Source organism: Phormidesmis sp. 146-33, from assembly GCF_052939515.1.
This window is the reverse complement of sequence record NZ_JBJPHU010000117.1, coordinates 1-20,929: the sequence shown is the minus strand read 5'-3', so window position 1 is coordinate 20,929 and position 20,929 is coordinate 1. Positions and strand designations below refer to the sequence as shown.

Sequence of the window (20,929 nt, the reverse complement as noted above, 5' to 3'; positions counted from 1 at the left end):
TTCAGATTTCTGGCGATTTGGCAACCCCTTCTTGAGAATGGTGCAAGATCTGAGTTACCCAAGCTGCGGGCAAGTCCATCATTTATGCAGCGATGAAAGGACATTATGGACTTCTCCAACAAATATCTGGCGAATTGCATAATCGTCTGCCTTGAGTCCCCACAAGTTAGTAGAGTAATAACTCACACACGACCTGCACTAGCGTTACTACTCGTCACACACTATTTGTTACACACTATTTGTCACACACTACTAGGCAGTTAGTCAGGAGAATTGTGCATGATAGAAGAACCTGGAGTGCCATTGAGATAGCACATCTGTCTCTGCTTGACCTGCACCGAATCGTCTGCACTATTTGAGAACCAGAGAGGAAATCTATGCCAGTTCATCAAGAGCATTTACTTCAAGATTGGAAGAATCAACTGCAAAAAAAATCGTTTATTCAACGGTACTTGCGATCGCCTTTGTCGATTTCTTGGTCAAAATTAAGCATGTTCTTTCAAAGCCCGCAGCCCATTGACGAAGGGGAGTTTGCAGAAGCTGAACAGCCGCTCCGCGAAGTCTACTTTGCACGAGTTGCTAATGCGCCATCTAAGGGTATCAGGGTTCAGGGTCATCCATCGCTAACGGCTCAACTGATTTACATTTTATACAATGGTGATGATGTTACTGTGTTCTTAGAACAATCGCTACACGAGAAGCAACTTCAATGGGTGCAAGTTCAGTTTGGGTTTGAGGTAGAAACAACAGGCTGGGTTGCGGCTGAGGTGCTTGGGGATTGGGAACTCGATCGCCTTGTTCTTGAACACGTCAAGCTATTTCTAACGGTTTCGGACGATTGGTATTAATCTAATTGCACCAATCAGCCGCATCGCTCATGTTCTAAGACCACTGTAGGTTCAGAGAATGGATTAGAAGGATCAGTAATTAGCAAACGATCCACAAGTCCGATGTTTGCCTCTGCGCCGCTATCTTTAAGGAACTATCATCATATGGAACGTCTGCTGGGTACGCTAGAGCATTCTTTTTGGTTATATGACCAAGTTCTGCCGATTCACTTTGCCTTGAGTGCTAGAATCAGCGGCAGCTTTAGCCTTGACCAACTTCGGAAGTCGCTGTCCCAGGTGCAGATGCAGCATCCTTTACTTCGGGTAGGCATTGCAGTTGCAGAAACCGGACACCCCAAATTTGTCGAGCAAACTGCGCCTATTCCCCTTCGATGGGTGCTGCGGGAAAATGACCACGACTGGCAGCGAGAAGTAGAAATTGAGTTGACTCGCTCCTTTGACTGGCGGACTGCCCCTCTGGTTCGGGTTGTGCTGTTGCAATCGGAGCATCTATCTGAGTTAATTGTGACCTGTTATCATGCGATCGCTGATGGTCTATCAATCGCCTGCCTCATTCGAGACATTGTAAAAGGCTTGGAATCTGAAAGTTCTGCGCTACAACCTTTATCAAAGGCTCACCCGATTGAACAGTTAATCCCAATTCATGAGCAACAAACATTACCGCAAGAACCCCGGCTTCGCGAGTACTCCACTACGGTTTCTAGTCGTCCTCGTTCTCGTATTAGAATGGCTCTGTTGTCTACCCAGTTGACCCAGCAGGTGTGCGATCGTGCTCGTCAAGAAAATACCACTGTACATGGTGCAATTAGTGCAGCATTCTTATTAGCGATGGCGCGTCAACGAGGATCGTCGCTGATATGTCAGTCCCCGATCAATGCGCGATTTGCTTTGCAAAGTTCTGAAGGATCGCAGTTGACTCCAGCAATCAGTCAAGCTGTGGGACTCTATATCTCCTTTGGCTTGACTCAGCACGATCTCAAGGAAGATTCATCCCTATGGGAAACGGCGCGGTCTCTGAAGTCTCAACTCTCAAAATCGAGGCTGCCGACTCAACTGTTTGAGGTCATTCGTCAGCAGCAAAGGCTTACCGCATCATTGCCAGAGGCGCAAACGGTTTTCCAGGCGATGCATCAAGCGCATGGTTATGATCTAATCGTGACTAACTTGGGACGCTTGCCATTTGAACAACAATTTGGCTCATTGCAGATCGAAGCCCTCTATGGCCCAGCGGTGTTAACTGGAATGGAGAATGAGCGGATTGTAGGAGTCGCGACCTTGGGCAGTCAATTGTCCGTGACAGTGACTAATCCCGCTACGGTCACTTTGGAGCAGGCAAGTGCAAGTTTGGCAGAAGCTTTGGAAGTCTTAAGTGAGGGAGTTTTATTGCCTTCAAATCCCGTTCTCTCTTTGTAGTTTAATCCCTTAGAGCAATGGAAAATAACAGGACGAGCCGTCAAGCTTATTGGCGCACGAACACGACTTTAATTTTTAGTCTCTTGATGGTTTGGGTGTTAGCCTCACTAGTGTTCAGCATTTTGCTGGTGCAACTGCTCAATAACATTCGGCTCGGCGGAGTCCCATTTGGCTTTTGGATGGCGCAGCAAGGCTCAATCTACGTGTTTGTCGCCCTAATTTTTATTTATGCCGTTCAAATGGATAGGCTCGATCGCAAGTACATCCGTGGCAGTCTCCCTCAATCGCACTCCAGTTCCAATATACCGAGGCTTAACTTATGTCAGTTGAAGGTTAGACGATTGTTTTAGTTATCCTTTCGTTTGTGCTTTATATCTATATCGATACGAAGGGATTTTTTGATTGTGGCGTATCTGATTCCCGCGATCGCACTCTCTTTTTTGCTGACCGGATTTTTTGTGCCGCAACTCGGCTTTACCTTTAGCGATATTGTCGGACGATTGAATGCGCTGCAAACGGATCTGGGCTTCAGCGAGTACATTCAGCCTTTTGCGAACATGACTCCACCGCCCGCAGAGATTCAAGCTCTGGTAGAAGATTTGCGTGACCCTACTCACAACATTGAGCACGCGCAAGGATAATCGTGTTCTACTTGTGAGAATTTGGTGGTTAGTAGTTAGTGGTGAATCAAAGGCTAAGAACTAACTACTAACAGGGAGCATTCCAATTGTGCAAACTCTCGGATTGCCCCCCTCACGAAGTGGGGCGAGAGCTTTGCCAGCCCGTCTCCCCAGGGAGAGGGAGTCCGGCTTAATGGGTCAGGGGATGAGGGTCTTCAGTTTAATTGCACCCAGCTACTTAGATACTACAAGTTTGTCCTTAAATAAACGTAAATTCGATGAAGTTTTTTGCTTCGTTCTCAAGCTTCTGCCTTCCAATCCGCCAACTCTGGGAAACTTTCAGAATAGGGGTTGGGGCGCAAAAGAGCAGAATACCGAAGCGAAAAACTGTTGTCGAACTCACGTTAAATCAACCAATGGAATATAAATCTGCGTTCTTTGACCGATCGCAATGGCCACATCCTGGCTGATTGTAGGAAATAACTTGTCTTCCCATCTGAACGATCACTTCTAATAGCTCTAAGTAACCAGTTCAAGATTCTCCTTGATTCAGTTGTAACAATGCGATACGGCAGATACTCATGAAATGAGGTGAAGCTTACAGAGGCTAATGACTGTCTATTCACACATTAGCTCAGGATCAATGGGATTCATACTAACTTAGAACCTCAGTTCATAACCTAGTAGACTGTAACCATTCGCTCACAACCTCAGCTATTTTGTTGCTAACAAATTTTAAAGACTCGGAAGGCAAGTTTAGATCATGTTCAAGTTGGCTCTCAAACACTTGTAGGAAACCTGGCTTGCTTTCTACTGAGTGAGTGAACATCAAAAAAACATTTCTACTGATGTATTGCTGATTAAACTGATCTAGGTAGATGTGCACCAACCGTTTACAGTGTGATTGCAAACATTCGTCTAGCAATTCTTGAATGGTCTCAATTGCTTTATCATCTTGTAAAGCCAAGCCAGGATTGAGTTGCTGACACTGCTGAAGAAATTCCTTTAAGATATTCCTACTATATTTTCCTAAGTGACGAGCAACTTGATATTGTTTTTGCAATTCTGGATGCTTGCGCTTTAACACGATCGCAATCTCAGCCTGTGTTAAATTTAACCCTAGCCAAAGCTTTAGCAGAGTTTGCCCCGTTTCTGGAATCGTTGTAAATAGCTGAGAAACTAAAGATTCGACTTGTTCTCTTTCTTCGGTCTGGATAGCGGATTCCAAAGGTGTCGGCATCGGATCAGAAACAACTTCATCACTTTCAAGCGTCAGAACTCGATTTGTTCGATAGTCGCGCGCCGATCGAATGCATGTTGAAAGCATCGCTTGAATCGTGTTTGCATCAGCAAGTTCCGTCAGTGTGATCAACTGATCCTGCTTCTGGTTGTAGCAAGCAGCGATCTGAACTAACTCTTCCTGGCTCGGCGCTTCTAGACTTCGACTATTGTGCCTTGACTGAGGTTGACAAACCGTGCTGTGGCAGTAGACTGCAAAGCAGTATGCATCAATCTGACTCGTCTCTATTCCTCTGGATGCCAAAGCTTCTTTGAGTTCTTTGCGGCTTAAGTCCTTTAACAGCCCATAATCAGAGAACTTTTCTCGCTTTGCTTCGAGGTCTTGAGTATAAATGGTATTGCCAATAAAGCGGTATATTGCTGTTTTCGCATAGCCTTCCAAACTGCTCTGATGGTCTAACTTAAAACTTCGGAAGAGTTTGGCGGGTTGATTGACGAATAAGTTACCAATCTGAAACAAATCAGCTAACGAATACCGATACTGAACAGATTGAAATTGCTTCTGTAGCTTCTGTGCTGCCTGATAGCACACTTCTTGTAAGAAAGCTGACAGATGCTTTTCTGCTATTGGCCGCTCACCGACTTGAGCCTTCTCATTCTGTAGAATCTTAAGAAAATGAAGTGCCCACGCTTCGGCGGTTTGTTCTGGATACGATTGCACTTGTTGTTCGATGCTGCGCTCTAAAGCGGATTCTGTTACCCATCGGGTCAGCGTCAGACTTTTTCCTGCATCTGGAAAGCTCAGGAATGTAGAAAATTTTTGCACATTGCTTTGACGTTTCTTCATTTTTCTGACTCACTAGAAACGAATATTACTAGAAGACTAGGCCAGTTATCTTCCTGGCTTTCTCACTGATTCAAGCAGTTGTGATTTTACAAACTGAGACCATGCTTCTGTAGTCTTAGAAAAGTTTTGAGCGCTTATGATCAAGGTACAAGATTAAACAGAAAAGCTGTCTTAACCTCTTATGCAATGTTATTGACATAGTTCAGCAACCTCCGTTGCACAAGTCTGCCAACCTTGTTGCACAAGTGTGCAATCGAGTGATTAGTTGATTTCAAATTTTGTAAAAGGCGGTTCATTTGATTGTTCAGATTGATGATTTGTTCTATCATCTACTAAGCTGAGAAACTTACATTTTCGGGGTCTCAACGATGAGTCAAGATCTCCCCAAACAAGGGATACTTAAAATACTGGTAGTCGATGATCACGAACTAATTCTAAGTGGAACGATCGACTTGCTAAGACGGCACTATCCCCAAGCCAAACTCTTTACTGCTAAAACAATCCAGAGCACCCTCCAGCAGGTCGAAGTGCTTCAGCCCGATCTCGTGATCATCGATCTCGCCTTACCCGAAACCTCCGGGGACGCTGCCGAACTCAACGGTGGTATTAAAAGCTTGCGAACCTTAATGAAAACCTATGTCACTCTTAATTTGGTGGTGCAAAGCAGCTATGTCAAAGCACTGGTGCGAATTAAATCCGACATTGATGCTCATGAAGGAGGATTTACCGTCGCAGACAAAGGGCTTTCGAGCCAGGAGATGTTGAACCGAATTGACCTGGCCCTGAGAGGAGTCACACATACCAAGGATCTGCGAATGCCACCAGGAGAGGTCAAATTAGAATGGATTGAATTACTTAATTTCGCATTTAGTGAAGGATTAGAAGATAAAGTCATTGCTGATCGCATGAGAGTCTCTCTCAGAACGGTGCGTCACTACTGGGCTAAAGTTCAAGATGTGCTTGGTGTCTACCTCGAAGACGGCAAAAGTCTCCGCATTCAAACTGAGAAACGAGCCAGAGAAGAAGGGTTTATCGATTAACTAATCTTGTAAGGAATAAACCATTGTTGCTTGCCAGTTGGAACGAATTGAAGCAAAAAATGGCGCTGTGGGCGGTCACTGCATTGCCAGGAATTGCTGCTTTGGGGATGGTGATTCTCGTGCGCCTCAGTGGGTCACTACAATTTCTGGAGTGCGTGACGCTTGATTCCTTTCTGCATCTTCGACCTGCCGAGCCGATCGACGAGCGAGTGGTCATTGTCGGAATTGACGAAGTAGATATCCAACAAATTGGAAAGTACCCCATCCCCGATCGTGAGATTGCCAAACTACTTAGAACATTGCAGAAATACCAGCCTAGAGCGATCGGACTGGATCTCGTGCGAGACATCGCTGTTGAGCCGGGTCATCTTGAACTAGTTGCAGCCCTCAAAGAGATCAAAAACTTAATTGCAGTTGAAAAGGTTTTACCGCTTCCCATTCAGCCACCTCCTAACTTACCTCCTGAACAGATCGGTTTTGCTGATGTTTTGTCCGACAATGACGGCAAAGTTAGACGCGCTCTGCTGGGAGCCAAAAGGCCTGAAAACGATGAATATGTATTCTCTCTGCCTTTACGACTGGTAGAGCGCTATCTCAAAGCAGAAGGGATTGAACTAAGTAACGGCATTCGTGATCGCGAAGCAATGCGATTTGACTCAACAGAGCTTCCTCGCGTTGCTCCAAATGCTGGGGGCTACAAAGGTACAGATGACTTCGGCGTTCAGCTACTTGTCAATTACCGCAGCGGTTGGCAACGATTTCGCACACTATCGCTTCGAGAGATTAACGAGATTGAAAAGCCCAATGTGCTACGCGCAGCCCTGGGTGGAAAGATCGTGTTGATTGGGGTAACGGCTCAGAGTGTTAAAGATTCGATTAGTACTGCTGCAATTGCAACGTTGCAACCGCCCGGAAAGATTTATGGCGTAGAGTTTCATGCCCATGTGGTGAGCCAAATTGTTAGTGCAGTTCTCGATGGACGACCCATGCTGCAAACTTGGTCACAGGGTTGGGAATATGTTTGGATTGTGGGTTGGGGTATTTTCGCCATTTATCTCGGTCGGAGGTCACGATCGCCCCTCAGAAACCTGGTGTCTGTTGCCGGAGTTAGCCTTGGTCTAGTAGGACTGGGGTATGTTTGCATCCTCAGAGGGTGGTGGATTCCAGTCGCACCCGCTCTACTAGCTTTGGTGACCAATGGGGCGATTTTGAGTGCGTTTTATCAGTACGATCGCGAGTTGAGATCTCAGATTGAGCTACGTCACCGCACGATTGAACGAACCTTTGTTGAACTTCATCGCGGCCCTCTGCAAACCTTGGCCAATCTCTTGAGGCATGTCCAAGACCAGGATATAGAACCCCGTCAACTACTCGAAGACCTCAAAGATCTCAACTATGAAATCCGAGAGATCGGCGAATACCTGCAACTAGAGGCCCTCGATCAAGAAGAAAGTCTGCGTCTCGGCAGTGGTCTAATTCTAGACTTAAAGCTGCCCATTCGCGATCTGTTCTATGAAGTCTACAGCCATACGCTCCAGCGCGGCTTTCCCTGCTTTGAAACGCTAAGAGTAAAAGCTTATTCGTTCGATTCGATCGAAGAGCAATACTTGACCATCGAACAAAAGCGCGAACTCTGTCAATTTCTAGAAGAAGCCCTGTGCAATGTGGGTAAACATGCTAAGAAAGTAACTCGGCTTAGTGCAACTGGACAGTACAAAGAACGCCAATACACCTTGAGTATCAAAGACAATGGGGCTGGGACTCGATCAGAGTTACAAGGGCGCGGAACCAAACAGTGTCTCGCGATCGCCAGAGGGTTAAGAGGGACATTTCAGCGAACTTCACTGAATGAGAAAGGAACTTTATGTCAATTAACCTGGTCTCTAACAGGTAAAACCTGGAGCTTTGCCCAAATCGGACGCAGAACTAAAGCTTTGGTTCTAAATTGGTTAAATTTCAGCTTCAACAAAAAATAACGAACGGCTAAACGAACCGTTAGATTGTTAGAAGCAGTCAACGAAACATTTGCGCTTTTATCGGTATTGTTCAGTTCAACCAACCTTTGCCTCACCAAATTATGACTCTAATCAATCGGTTCCTGAATAAAAGTATCAACCTCAAATTCATCATTGGTTGTACGTTGAGCTTAGGGCTAGTAGTTACTTCATCGGCTGAAGCCGCTTATGTCCCTGGTGCTCAAAAACCTGCCCCAAAAGGTCGTCGATCGGACGCAGGAACAACCAGAGGCTGTGTTGGAGGAGAACTGCCGCTGACTGTTTTGGCTTCTCGCACTTATATTGGGCGGACAACATCTGGGCATCCTACATTTGCTTGGTTTGTCCCGCCTGACTCCGTAGCCAAACCTATGAAATTTGTGATCTACGAGTGGGTGCCAAACGGCAAGCCCAAGGCCATTCGCCAACTGTCCTTGCAAAGTTCACCGGGCATCATGAAGCTGTCTCCCTTCTCTAAGAACGAACCAGGACTGCAACCAGGGAAAGACTACTTCTGGCAGGTCGTGATTCAGTGTGATCCAGATAATCCATCGGGTGATTTAGTCAGCGGAACTAGTATTGAGGTTGTCGCAATGTCTACCTCTATGCAAAATAAACTCAGTAAAGCGGGCAACAGTGCTGAGAGAGCCAATATCTACGCTGAAGAAGGATTATGGTATGACGCACTAAGCGAAGCTCTCAAGCAAGCCCAAGCATCGAAACTGGGGACATTAGGTGCAACGCTGTTGAATGATCTAGCTCAGTCAGAAGTCTCAAAAACGATGCCAGAATCATCGTCTCCAGAAGGGAATACGATCGCGAAACAGAGTGTAACCTTAAAGCAGATTGCAGGCAGCGCACGTTAGAGACTTAAAGATTTTTGGGATAAATTCTTCTCTGTCGTTGCTGAACAATGGGATTAACGCGCTCCTGGCCCCAATTCCAAGGGACTTCCAGCCTTTCAAACTCAACAGTTCAGATTCAGATTCAGATCCGGATTCAGCAATGCCTCTTTTCTTTGAGCAGTTTTTGCATAACCAGCTCATAGAAATACCCACTAGATGACTAAGAGAGCATCCGCATGGGTCGAACTGCCGGAATTTCTTGCAGTAGACCCTTTCTGTTTTAACCAGACACAGGTGCTCGATCGTCTATCGGAGTGGCAACATGTTAGAAACAATTCCAATCTCGACCTCAGAGACAGCATCTACCTCTAAACCTGTAGAAACGTCACAGCAGGTGCAAATTGAGGTTTTGGCAAGTGGTCTAGATAGTCCCCGTAAACTAAGCTTTGGTTTGGATGGGGCGCTTTACGTCGCCGAAGCAGGACGAGGGGGAACAGACACGAGTATTCCGTCTCCAAGTCAACCCGGCGCGTTTTTGTCATATGGAGCAACGGGTGCGATTACTCGAATTCAAAATGGGGTCGCAGAACGAGTTGTCACTGGGCTGCCATCGCTGGCATTACCGGATGGATCAGATGCAGCGGGTGTCAATAACATTGAGTTTGATGCCGATGGAAACGCCTACGCGATCGTGGGTCTTGCTAGCAATCCAGCCAACCGCGACAGCATTCTACAAGTTCCTGATTTTAGCCAGTTAATCTCGATCGACAGTTTTGACGGAGGTTCTTCCTGGACAAGACTCCGGGATTTTGGCGCTTATGAACAAAATAACAACCCTGACCAGCAAGATGTCAACACCAATCTTTATGACTTGCTGATTAAGGACAATACCGCTTATGTCTTAGATTCGGGTGCGAATGATTTACTCAGTCAGCGAGCTTTTGGTGGCGACCTGAATTTAGAAGCTGTCTTTCCAACTCGGACGACGACGAACCCAATCACGGGTGAATCTGTCGTACGGCAGTCTGTTCCGACCTCAATTACCGTGGGGCCGGATGGCGCGTTCTATGTTGGGGAATTAACTGGATTTCCGTTTCAAACCGGAACGGCACAAGTGTATCGACTCAATGCGGAAGGCGATCCGGAAGTCTATGCCGGTGGGTTTACAAATATCACGGATCTCGCCTTTGATCAATCTGGCGGTCTGTATGTTCTAGAATATGACGCAGATGGCATTTTGAACGGAAGCGATGCAGGTGCGCTGATCTATGTCTCTCCAGACGGGAAAACTCGGACGACGATTGCAACGAATGAATTGACCAATCCGACGGGTCTGGCACTCGATTCTAAAGGTGATATTTATATTTCTAACAAGGGCTTTATCGCTGGACAAGGAGAGGTATTGCGGATGAAGCGGGAAACTACCTTTAGCCCCGATCCAATTTATGACCAGGTGAAACGCTATAGCACCACGATTACCGCTGATGGTGATCCGGCAGATATCTACTACCCAGTTTTGCCAAGCTCAACGCCCGATCAACTCCCGATCGCGCTGATGTTGCAGGAAGCTTTCACCGATAAAGCAGACTACTCTAACTATGCAAAAGAAGTTGCAAGCTATGGGTTTGTCGTGGTTGTTCCAAACAATCAACGAACCCTAACCTTGATGGATGGACAACCCCTTTCAGGGCTTTTGGCAGAGGAGCAGCAAGTCAATGAGGTGCTGGCTCAAATAAAACTGGAAGATACGAATACTGCTTCACCGATCTTTGAAATTGCGGATACTGCAAGTTTAGGACTTTTGGGACATGGGTTTGGCGGCTTTGTCGGATTAGCCGCGATTCAAAATATTGTTCGGTCTGCCTCGACCAGTGACTATACTCGACCGTCTGAACTCAAAGCAGGCATTTTCTACGGCACTAGCTTCCAGACAGCAGCCGATAGTGGTATATTTCCAACGATCGACAACCAAGGTATTCCCACTGGTTTGATTGCAGGAACGCTCAGTGGCATCAATGATTTTGGTGAAGTGGCATCCACCTATGTCAAGATTCAAGATAAGCCGAAAGCGCTGATTGCGATCGAGGGTGCGAATCAATATAGTATTACCAATGAAGACAACGTGACGCTTGAGCCAAATCGTCCCGCGCTCGATCAAGCAACCGCAAATGGCGCAATCGGACGTTGGAGTGGATTGTTCTTGCGAGCAAATCTGCTGGGCGATCGAGGTGCTTTCGATTATGTCTACAAGACAGGCGGCGATCTTGACCCAAACGTGAGTGTGATTAGTCAAACTTCGTGATTGTTTCGAGAAGAGGTCAAAGATGAAGCTTTATCAATTTGAAGATGCAGTGGAGTTTCACGATCGCACTCAGTCCTATCTATTACAGCACGAAGCCCAGCAATTTTTCTTGCTCAACTTCATAAAGGCGCTAGTAAAATCTCCAGAGCAACATCCTAAATTTCCCTATCTTGCGATCGTAGAAGAGGATGGAGAAGTTATCGGGCAGGGATGCAAATTCTGTTACTTGAGTACCAACATCAAAACTTCAACGTTCAAGCACATCTATACAACAGTTGGTTATCAGGCTGTTTGCGATTGGCATCGATACAAATTTGAGCCGAGTTAAAGCTAGTTCTCGATCGGGTAGGGTTGCTTATTTGGACAGTGAGTGCCCTTTGTAACTATGATGAACCGATTTGGATGCGATTATGAAACTTGCTGAATCCTTAAATCTGCGAGCCGACATTCAGAAACGAATCGAACAACTGAAGCAAAGGCTTTTTACAAGCGCTAGAGTGCAAGAAGGTGAAGAGCCTCCAGAAGACCCAGTGCAGCTACTTACTGAGTTGGAAAGACTTTCGAGTGAACTAGAGATGCTCATTCGGAGAATCAACAAAGCCAACTCACTGACTTCATTTCAGGAAGAAGGTACGCTGTCAGATGCGCTGGCAAAAAGAGACATTCTTCTGATGAAACGAACCGTGTATAGCAGTTTGGCAGAGGTGGCTTCAGCCAGACAAGATCGCTATAGTCGGTCTGAGATAAAGTATGTAAGTACAGTTAATATTTCTGAAATGCGGAGGACAGTAGATGAGCTATCACAACAATATCGGCTTTTAGATTCAACCATCCAAGCCGCTAATTGGAACACTGATCTCTTGGATTGAAATAGCTGGTAGCTGATGCAGCAGAAGCGAGTACAACCTGCCAACTGGCAAACTTGCAGATTACTAGACTGGGTAGGGGCATACCAAACCCGAACAAATAAAGCCCAGTACTGTGACAAGCGTAATAGGTAACGTTAATGTAACTACCATGTGCTGGTCTGTTGTATAAGTGAGGGTGGGTCAGGGGAACTGTTTCAATCGTAAATTGTCTCTAAATGGTCTGTGGGAATCTTGAAGTGGCTGGTTGTTAGTGGTTAGTTCTTGGTCATGGCTCCACAACTGACCACTGATTACGTCTAGGAGGGATCTAACGAACCAACTAAAAATGATCGTTTGTGCGCTATTGGGGCTAGCTATATTCCTGGTTCTAGAGCCAGTTGCCTATTAGGGTAAAAGGTGCCCACTGAGCGGGGTGAATCTGCTTATTTTGGCTAATCAATGTCTTCTGCGCTGCTTGGAGGGCTTCTGCTTTACTCATTTGAGAGCGTAAGTTATCGTAAAATCTGCTGACGAGTTCCTGAGTAAACGCATCATCTACATACCAAAGGGAAGCCAACGCACTTCTGACCCCCGCTTGTACCGTGATTCCAGCAATTCCTAATGTCGCTCGATCGTCTCCTATACCCGTTTGACAAGCAGTAAGCGCAAGCAACTCCACAGGCTCCAAACCTTTACTAAAGCGGCGGATGTCGCTCTCTAGCTGAGTGATTGTAAGTTTCTGATTGTTGCCTGTTACTAAAAAGCTATCTTCTGGAATCGTGCCAAACTGGCCATGAGTCGCAATGTGAATCACCGGATAAATTGCTTGTTTTAGTTCTTGCTCTAATCGCTGACGAGTAAACTGCTCATTCAACAGCTTCTTGCTTCCTGGCGATCGTGCGATCACTTGACTGAGTTCACCAGCAACATTCTCCAGCGGCGTAAATCTTTCACCTTCGACGATCGCTGCTTGGGTTAGCCCTAATGCTAGTGTCCGCAGCCCTCGAAAGTCTACAGGTTGAGGAGAAGTCAAACGCAGACCTGGCGTAGTTGCGATCGCATACTTTTGCACTAAAAATTCTTGACCATCATGAAGTGCAGCCATTGGGACACTGCGTAAAAGTCCGTCTTGAATGAACACAACGGTTTTGATTTGTGCAGCAGCTAGATCAGAAGCAACAGGACGAATGATTGAGTTATATAAGCTCTGTGCAGGCGCTAAATAAGCATCCGTGAGATCATAAAATTTCTGAACGTCTAGTCGGAATGTTTTAATCTCTTCTCTCAGCTTTTTACTATCACTGATCCAGATTAGTTTCTTTAATCTTCTTGTCGCCAGCTTCTTTTCGGGATTGGGAAGACTGACGACGATCGCGGTTCGGTCTTCGAGAATGATCGAACTAAAAACAGCCGTGTCTTCTCGTTCTAAGTCATCGACGCGCTCTTGATCAAAAACGGTCAAAACACACTCATCGCCAAAGTAGTTTTGCAACTCAGCTAGCTTCAAAGAATCGATCGCAGTGAGGGCTGAATCTAGTTCCTTTTGGTACGCTTGACTAGCCACTGGGAAGGACTCCGCGCGTTCTAGCTTTAACTGGGCAAACTCACGATAGAGCGGATTGATTGTATCTCGAAAAGTAAACTGCAAGTCTCGTTCAGCAATCAACAAATTATCTCGGATGCCTCCCTCACCTTCTAAGGTTGCGATCGCGCGTTCATACGCATGACTTGCCTCAGCCGCTTTCGCCTGTGCCTTAAAAATTCGTCCCGCCTGCCATTCCCATAGATAAAGACTATCTTTAGCACGCAGTTTTTGGTCGGCGGCTAACCGCGCTTGCTGAGTAAACGATAAGGCTTGATTGTAGTCTTTGCGACACTCGTAGAGATGTCCCAGATTTCCTACAGCAAAGGATTCAGCGCGAGAATCTTGAATAGTTTGAGCAACTGCAACCGCTTGTGTGAGAAGCTTCTCAGCCTGTGGATTGTTTAGCGTTTGTGGCGAACAGTGTGAGGTTGAATGCTCAGAAAGAACCAGGGCTAGATCGATCGCGGCATAGACTCTACTAGAAGAATTGGGAAGTTGCTCAAGCAGAGCCAAAGCCTCTTGCAATCTCTGTTTTGCCTGATTAGAGTTTGAGTCTTTTGAGCGGTCATAAAGCTGAATCAAGTTGAGCAGTGTCCGCATTTGACTCGACGGGTCATTCTGAGTGCGAGTCAGTTCCAGACTAGTATTGAAATAGTCTAGGGCTTTGTCGTAGTTAGAACTGGCAGTTTTAGCGAATTCACTTGCTTTAGTTTCTGCCCCTCTCAACTGCGTAGAATCAGCCCGCTGCTGGTTTAGTTGAGCTTTACTCACATAAGCGTTACCGAGACTATTCAGGACGGAGGGACGATACATTGGAGGACTGCCCTGTTGGACAACCTTTAAGCTAGTTTCCAACGCTGCGATCGCTTGATCATAGTTTCCTGTGAGGCGATAGACTTCTCCCAAACTTCCCAAAGCAGCGACTTCTCCCTGGTGATCGCTAAATTTCTCAGCAATTTGCAAGGCACTTCCTTCACGTTTAGGACAATCATCCGTCTGGGATGCCCCACATAACAGCGCGATCGCGACTTTGTTTTGTCCCAAACGACTATAAGTTTGTGCTTGTTCGGTGAGCAATCGTCCTACTTTAATAAAATCTCCTTGCTGACGGTAGTTCGCGATCGCGGCTTTCCAATAATTAATGGCTTCTCCCAGTTGACCGATTTGCTGATAAGCGATCGCCAGTTTTTCCTGGACAATCGCCTCATTAGCGCGAGCCTTGGTATTTTGATAGGCTGTTAAGGCAGTTTGCCAAGCCGTGATTGATCCTTGTACATCCCCAATTCGATAGCGTTCAATTCCTTGTTGTACAAGTTGGCTAGCAGTGGCAGACTGCGCGTTTGCCGTAAGAGGAGTATTATTCAGCCACAAGCAAACAATAAGACTACACAGAAACAGAATAGTTAGAAAGCAACGGACGCGGAATTGGCGGCTAATCATAGTAAACTAGGGTTAAATTCCAAAGAGGATTTTAGACGAAGCGTTGGGCGCTATGCTCGATCTAAACGTGCATCTTCCAGGACTTGATAATTTTTAACAGTGTTGGAGAAGTGAACCTATGATTGCCAAAAGCAGGTTCAGTAGAGGCTGGCAGTGGAAGATTGGGGGATGTGCTGCTTTAGTTGGGACACTTTTAATCGGAGTTGGTAAAGGCGTTTTGGCTCAAATCGTGCCTGATAACACGCTGGGTCGTGAGAGTTCTGTAGTTACACCCAATGTTACTATACAAGGGATTCCCAGCATTCGCATTGAGGGTGGGGCAATTCGAGGCGCGAATCTGTTTCATAGTTTTGAGCAATTCAATATTCGTGAAGGACAAGGCGCTTATTTTACCAATCCGGGTGGTATTGACAATATTCTTTCTCGTGTGACAGGAGCAAATCGATCGGAGATTTTAGGGCGATTAGGCGTTTTAGGGACTGCCAATTTGTTTCTGATTAATCCAAAAGGCATTGTGTTCGGATCTGCTGCTAGTTTAGATGTGCGGGGTTCATTCTTAGCAACGACCGCAAACGCAATCAAATTAGGTGAAACAGGACTGTTCAGTGCTTCACAACCTGCAACAAGTACACTGCTCAACATCAGTCCCTCAGCGTTGTGGTTTAATGCGGTCGCGGCTCAACCCATTGTGAATCGATCGCAAGCACAAAGCACGATTGGTCAACTGAATTCAGCAAATCTTGCTCCAGGACTACAGGTGCAACCGGATCGAACTCTAGCCTTAGTGGGTGGCGATGTGTTCCTACAAGGAAGACTGACCGCAGCCGGAGGACGTATTGAACTCGGCAGTGTAGGTGGTGTGGGTCAAATAAGTTTGACTCAAAGTGGAAATCGCTTTGTCTTGGGGTATGACTCCATCACTGATTTCGGCAAGATCGTGCTCTCCAACGGGGCGTTTGTTGATGCCAGTGGGGCAAGGGGTGACATTCAGATTCGCGGTGCCCAGTTGGAGATGGAACAAAGCTCAAATATTTGGGCGGATACTCTAGGAGCAGGAAACGGCGGAGAGATCCGGGTACATGTAGCAGAAGTGAATTTGAGTGGAAGTTCGATCATGAGCGCTGACGTGGTTTCTACAGCAACGGGAACGGGAGGAAACGTAACCATTAACACAGGGCGATTGCGCGTACGGGATGGGGCGCGAGTATCAGCTAGCACTATCGGATCAGGCAAGGGCGGTAACTTGCAAATTACGGCTTCTGATGCGGTTGAGGTAATTGGAGCAGCCAATGGTCAAGGTGGCCGTGGCTTGACTACTGAGAGTTTCGGGAGTGGGAATGCAGGAAACTTGACGATCGACACAAAGCGACTGCTGGTGCGCGATCAGGGGGCGATATCAACGACTGCTTTCAGTTTAGGTAAAGGTGGCAACTTACAAATTACTGCGTTTGATTCGATCGATTTGATTGGTACCTCAGCCGATGGTCGCATTCCCAGTGCTTTGTTAGTTCAGACTCAAGGGAGTGGGGATGCAGGAAATTTAACGATTAACACAAGACAACTGCGGATACGAGATGGGGCGCGGATATCAGCCAGTACTTTCAATGTAGGGAAGGGCGGCAACTCGCAAATTGATGCATCTGACTCGGTTGAGGTAATTGGAACCTCGGTTGCTGGTCTCATCCCCAGTGGTTTGTTTATTCAGAGTGCCAGCGGTGGGGATGCAGGAAACTTGACGATTAACACGACGCAGTTGCGGATACGAGATGGGGCAAAGGTATCAGGTACTGTCCGGGACGGGAAAGGCGGCAAATTGCAAATTAATGCGTCTGACTCGGTTGAGGTGAGCGGTGTCTCACCCAATGGTCGGGATCTGAGTGGCTTGACTACTGAGAGTGCTGGAAGTGGGGATGCAGGAAGCTTGACGATAAACACAGGACGGTTAATTGTAAGCGGAGGAGTATCAGCCCTTACTGCCGGTAGAGGCAAGGGTGGCAATTTACAGATTAATGCATCTAATTCGGTTGAAGTGAGTGGATCAGCGAATGGTCAAGGTGTCAGCGGCTTGTTGACTCAGACTCAGGGGAGTGGGGATGCAGGGAACTTGACGATCGACACAGGGCGGTTACAAGTGAACGATGGGGCAGTGGTGTTAGCAGGCACTTTCGGCACAGGCAAAGGCGGTAACTTGCAAATTAATGCGTCTGAGTCGGTTGAGGTGAATAAAGGGCTAGTATCCACGAGTACTTCCAGTTCAGGTAAGGGCGGTAACTTGCAGATCAAGGCATCTGGCTTAATTGAGGTGATTGGTACCTCAGTCAATGATCAAAGGGGTTTGTTTGCTGAGAGTGCAGGAAGCGGGAGTGCAGGGGATATAAAAATTGATGCGGGAGGGCTGTTAGTGCGCGATCGGGCAGCCTTATTCAGCCGAAGCAGCGGAACCGGAGCAGCAGGCAATGTTTCCATCACGGCTCGTGATACCCTACGGACTGAGCGTAGCACGATTAGAACAGATTCTAATCAAACTCAAGGCGGTGCTATCACCATTGCGGCTGGAAAGATTCGCCTATTTGACGACAGTGACATCCGAAGTAATGTTGCCTCTGGTGCAGACAACGGCGGTGCCATTACGCTGACCGCTAACTCTATTCTTGCTTTTAAGGACAGCGATATTCTCGCATCTGCTCGTGACGGCACAGGCGGAAATATTACTTTCAACACCCCAGCTTTTTTTGGCGAAAACTACCGTCCGGCTAGGCTTGAGACAAATCCTGATACCCTCAACAACAATAGCCGAGTTGATATCAATGCGACTGGTGCAGTGAGTGGGATCATTACGCTCCCGGATGTCAGCTTTATTCAAAACAGCCTCACCGAATTACCCGATAACCAAATCAACACCGACAGCATTCTGGCCAATAGCTGCATTGTTCGCCGCGACCAACCCACGCAAGGACGCTTCACGATTACCGGAACGGGAGGCTTTCCGCAGCGTCCTGGGGAGGCTCAATCCTCCAGCTTTCCAACTGTCAGCGTGGAAACGCTACCGAGCGATCGTCAGCCCTCACCTTCCAGTCGTGCTTGGCGCAAAGGCGACCCGATTGTAGAACCTCAAGGCATCTACCGACTGCCAAACGGGAAACTTGTACTGAGCCGAAACTGTTTTTAGATTTAATAGCGTGAACATGTCTCTAATTCTAAAGTGGGTTGCCGCTTCAAGTTCTAGCATTGCGACCTCAGTTTGTCTTGTCCTCAGTGCAATGGCTCAATCCACCCCGCCCCCTGGGGTTACGATTCCTCCAACCGCACCCAACACAGTTGATCAAACCATTCCCAAGCCCTCTGAACTACCCCGTTCTTCACCGTTGGAGACACCCACATCCCCTGCCAAACTCCAACTGCCAACCCCTCCAGTTCAAATACCGCCTCAACAAACACCGCAATCGAGCGATCGCTTCTTTATCAAAAAAATAGAGGTGCAAGGTAATACCGTCTTGCAAACTGAAATTGCAGCTTTAACTCAGCCCTACCAAAACCGAGAGATTACCTTTGAAGACTTACTGGAACTGCGATCGACAATCGTTCAACTCTATGCCAAAAATGGCTATGTCAATTCTGGAGCTTTTTTGCCCAACAATCAAGACCTCAGTGCGGGCATTGTTCAAATACAAGTCGTCGAGGGCGAGCTTGAGCAGATTGAAATCGGTGGACTGAGGCGATTGCGAGAAGGATATGTACGATCGCGCCTCGAACGTGCAACAAAAACTCCCTTAAGCCAGCGACGACTAGAAGAAGCCTTACAGCTTTTGCAACTCGATCCACTGATTGAACAAGTGAACGCCGAGTTAGTTGCAGGCAGCACTCCCGGTCGCAATATTTTACGAGTCAGTCTCAAAGAAGCTCCCGCCTTTCATCATGCGATCGTGATCGAAAACAATCAGTCTCCGAGTCTCGGCTCTACCCAAGGTCGTCTAGAAGTCAGCCACAATAACCTGTTGGGTTTGGGAGATCATCTCAGTGCCCAATACGGTCGGACTGAAGGACTCAATCTCTATGACATCAACTACACAATTCCCATAAATGCTCGTGACGGCACTTTCAGCCTCCGCTATAACAATGGAACCAGCCGCATTATTGAAGAAGAGTTTCGCGATATCGGCATTAGAAGCAAAACCCAAACCTACTCGCTCAGTTTGCGACAGCCTGTTTCTAGAACCCCAACCAGTGAGTTTGCGTTGAGCTTGGGACTCGATCTGCGACGCAGCCAGACATACATTCTCGATGACATTCCCTTTTCTTTTACAGAAGGAGCCGAAAATGGAGAATCTAAAGTCACTGTAATTCGGTTTGCTCAAGATTGGGTTGATCGGCGTAGTAGGCGAGTTTTAGCGGCGCGATCGCAATTCAGTTTGGGAATCAGTGCCTTTGATGCAACAACCAATGATTCGGGAACAGATGGACGATTCTTCTCGTGGTTGGGGCAATTTCAGTGGGTGCAGCAGTTGTCCACTCGCAATCTGCTAGTTGCGCGAATCGATGCCCAACTGACTCCAGACTCTTTGCTCTCTCTAGAACGGTTTAGTCTGGGCGGAGTCGATACCATTCGCGGCTATAGACAAAACCAGTTGGTTGCAGACAATGGTCTGTTGGGTTCTGTTGAGGTTCGCATTCCACTCACATCTGATCCTAGCGTGTTGCAGTTAGTGCCTTTTGTTGAGATGGGTACAGTTTGGAATAATCGAGAAGTTGACCCTGATCCTGCAACGATCGCCAGTTTAGGACTAGGTTTGCGCTGGTTGATGACTCCCAATCTATTGTTGCGTCTGGACTACGGCATTCCTTTCATTTCAGTAGGCGAGTCTGCCGGAGTTTGCGCTTGTGCTAACCGCAGAAACTCGCTGCAAGAGAATGGTTTTTACTTTTCAATCCGTTATCAGCCGTTTTGAGAGATAGACTTTTAGGCGTTGCTCAATAGAGGGATGATTCGCTCATCCCCAACCCTTCTCCCCAAGGAGAAAGGCGCTAGAACTCTTGTCCCATTTCCTTTTAGGAGAGGGTTAGGGTGAGGGCAGATTTAGGAATTCATACCCGAATTCAGCAATGCCAACTTTTAGAGAATGTTGCGAGGGCGTTGCTGATTGGCGGGATGAATCTGTGGGAAGTGTCCATCTTTTCGCCCCCTAAATCCCCAAAAATGGGGAACTTTGAACCTTGGGGTTCCCTCCACTTTGGGGCAATTCATACCCGAATTCAGCAACGCCAATGTTGTGAGAAAAGCTTTGATACAATTCCGATCTGTGTTTATTCTCCTACTGTTACTGTGTGAGTTTCTATAAATTGCGGTACATGATCACCCGTTGATCAAGGGGTAATCCTATTTCAGCTTCGTTACATCTGATCTGCTGAAAGCCAGGAGTTAATTCAACCTCAGCCAAAATCTGAACCCCCAGTTTTGCATAGAAAGGCGCGTTCCACTCAATGCCTCGGAAGGTAGATAAGGCTATCTTGCGATAGTTCTAATGTTTTGCCCAAGCACACACGCGATCAACCAGTTTGCGCCCAATGCCTCTCCGTCCATAAGCTCAATCTCTTGCGCGATCGCATAGCCTACAGGGGTATCGCGATCGTGGACAGCAACCCACACCCGTTCTGCTTGAAACTGTTGGGTTACGAAATCCAACGGAAGAGGTTCAGCATTCACCAGAAAAGCGTAAGGCGTGTCACAAAACAAGGTCGCTGCGGCTATTCTATCTCAGCCAGCGTGACTAAATCCTCAAGGCGGCCATCCCGAATTCTACAGTTAGGGAAAAGAGCGGTAATTATGGCTTCATCTCTGCGCTTTGATAAAAGGTCACACGAGGGGATAAGGGATAGTGCTGGTAGCCCTGTCGCTTCAGCGCAGGGAGGA

At 47.0% G+C, this 20,929-nt stretch carries 15 protein-coding genes; 12 read left to right on the top strand and 3 right to left on the bottom strand.

All coding sequences use genetic code 11. The annotated features are described in order from the left end of the window. Positions 1-377: 377 nt before the first annotated feature. From ACJ2PR_RS29365 to ACJ2PR_RS29350, 4 genes are all read left to right on the top strand, one after another. The gene (locus ACJ2PR_RS29365; RefSeq protein ID WP_446879638.1) at positions 378-848 is read left to right on the top strand and encodes a hypothetical protein; all 471 of its coding nucleotides are present in this window, start codon (positions 378-380) and stop codon (positions 846-848) included. A 144-nt stretch (positions 849-992) separates the two neighbouring features. Continuing rightward, a complete protein-coding gene (locus ACJ2PR_RS29360) occupies positions 993-2,261 on the top strand; it encodes a condensation domain-containing protein (RefSeq protein ID WP_446879637.1) in 1,269 nt (422 codons plus the stop codon). A 17-nt stretch (positions 2,262-2,278) separates the two neighbouring features. Further along, entirely contained in the window at positions 2,279-2,611 is a 333-nt protein-coding gene (locus ACJ2PR_RS29355) for a DUF4212 domain-containing protein (protein WP_446879636.1), read from the top strand. A gap of 54 nt (positions 2,612-2,665) precedes the next feature. Then, complete coding sequence (locus tag ACJ2PR_RS29350; RefSeq protein WP_446858340.1) at positions 2,666-2,902, top strand: hypothetical protein; 237 nt, start codon at positions 2,666-2,668, stop codon at positions 2,900-2,902. A 652-nt stretch (positions 2,903-3,554) separates the two neighbouring features. Here ACJ2PR_RS29350 and ACJ2PR_RS29345 read toward each other — a convergent pair. Then, positions 3,555-4,967, bottom strand: a complete 1,413-nt coding sequence (locus ACJ2PR_RS29345; RefSeq protein WP_446879635.1) for a hypothetical protein — start codon at positions 4,965-4,967, stop codon at positions 3,555-3,557. 368 nt (positions 4,968-5,335) lie between these two features. On the opposite strand from ACJ2PR_RS29345, the gene ACJ2PR_RS29340 reads away from it, so the two are divergent. From ACJ2PR_RS29340 to ACJ2PR_RS29315, 6 genes are all read left to right on the top strand, one after another. Continuing rightward, the gene (locus ACJ2PR_RS29340; protein WP_446879634.1) at positions 5,336-6,007 is read left to right on the top strand and encodes a response regulator; all 672 of its coding nucleotides are present in this window, start codon (positions 5,336-5,338) and stop codon (positions 6,005-6,007) included. A 23-nt stretch (positions 6,008-6,030) separates the two neighbouring features. After that, entirely contained in the window at positions 6,031-7,983 is a 1,953-nt protein-coding gene (locus ACJ2PR_RS29335) for a CHASE2 domain-containing protein (RefSeq protein ID WP_446879633.1), read from the top strand. Positions 7,984-8,084: 101 nt separating this feature from the next. After that, the gene (locus ACJ2PR_RS29330; protein WP_446879632.1) at positions 8,085-8,867 is read left to right on the top strand and encodes a DUF928 domain-containing protein; all 783 of its coding nucleotides are present in this window, start codon (positions 8,085-8,087) and stop codon (positions 8,865-8,867) included. A gap of 301 nt (positions 8,868-9,168) precedes the next feature. After that, entirely contained in the window at positions 9,169-11,148 is a 1,980-nt protein-coding gene (locus tag ACJ2PR_RS29325) for a ScyD/ScyE family protein (protein ID WP_446879631.1), read from the top strand. Positions 11,149-11,170: 22 nt separating this feature from the next. Next, positions 11,171-11,476, top strand: coding sequence for a hypothetical protein (locus ACJ2PR_RS29320; protein WP_446879630.1), 306 nt, complete (start codon positions 11,171-11,173; stop codon positions 11,474-11,476). Between the two features lie 82 nt (positions 11,477-11,558). After that, on the top strand, positions 11,559-12,017 hold the full coding sequence (locus ACJ2PR_RS29315; RefSeq protein ID WP_446879629.1) for a DIP1984 family protein: 459 nt from the start codon (positions 11,559-11,561) through the stop codon (positions 12,015-12,017). A gap of 367 nt (positions 12,018-12,384) precedes the next feature. Here the strand turns inward: ACJ2PR_RS29315 and ACJ2PR_RS29310 are convergent, their stop codons facing one another. Further along, entirely contained in the window at positions 12,385-15,021 is a 2,637-nt protein-coding gene (locus tag ACJ2PR_RS29310) for a CHAT domain-containing protein (protein WP_446879628.1), read from the bottom strand. A 118-nt stretch (positions 15,022-15,139) separates the two neighbouring features. Between ACJ2PR_RS29310 and ACJ2PR_RS29305 the strand changes: the two genes are divergently transcribed. Next, positions 15,140-18,190, top strand: coding sequence for a two-partner secretion domain-containing protein (locus ACJ2PR_RS29305; protein ID WP_446879627.1), 3,051 nt, complete (start codon positions 15,140-15,142; stop codon positions 18,188-18,190). Between the two features lie 91 nt (positions 18,191-18,281). Beyond that, positions 18,282-19,967 carry a ShlB/FhaC/HecB family hemolysin secretion/activation protein gene (locus tag ACJ2PR_RS29300; RefSeq protein ID WP_446879626.1) on the top strand — a complete coding sequence of 562 codons (1,686 nt, stop codon included), beginning with the start codon at positions 18,282-18,284 and terminating at the stop codon, positions 19,965-19,967. Between the two features lie 554 nt (positions 19,968-20,521). Here the strand turns inward: ACJ2PR_RS29300 and ACJ2PR_RS29295 are convergent. Then, on the bottom strand, positions 20,522-20,722 hold the full coding sequence (locus ACJ2PR_RS29295) for a hypothetical protein (RefSeq protein ID WP_446879625.1): 201 nt from the start codon (positions 20,720-20,722) through the stop codon (positions 20,522-20,524). Positions 20,723-20,929: the final 207 nt, after the last annotated feature.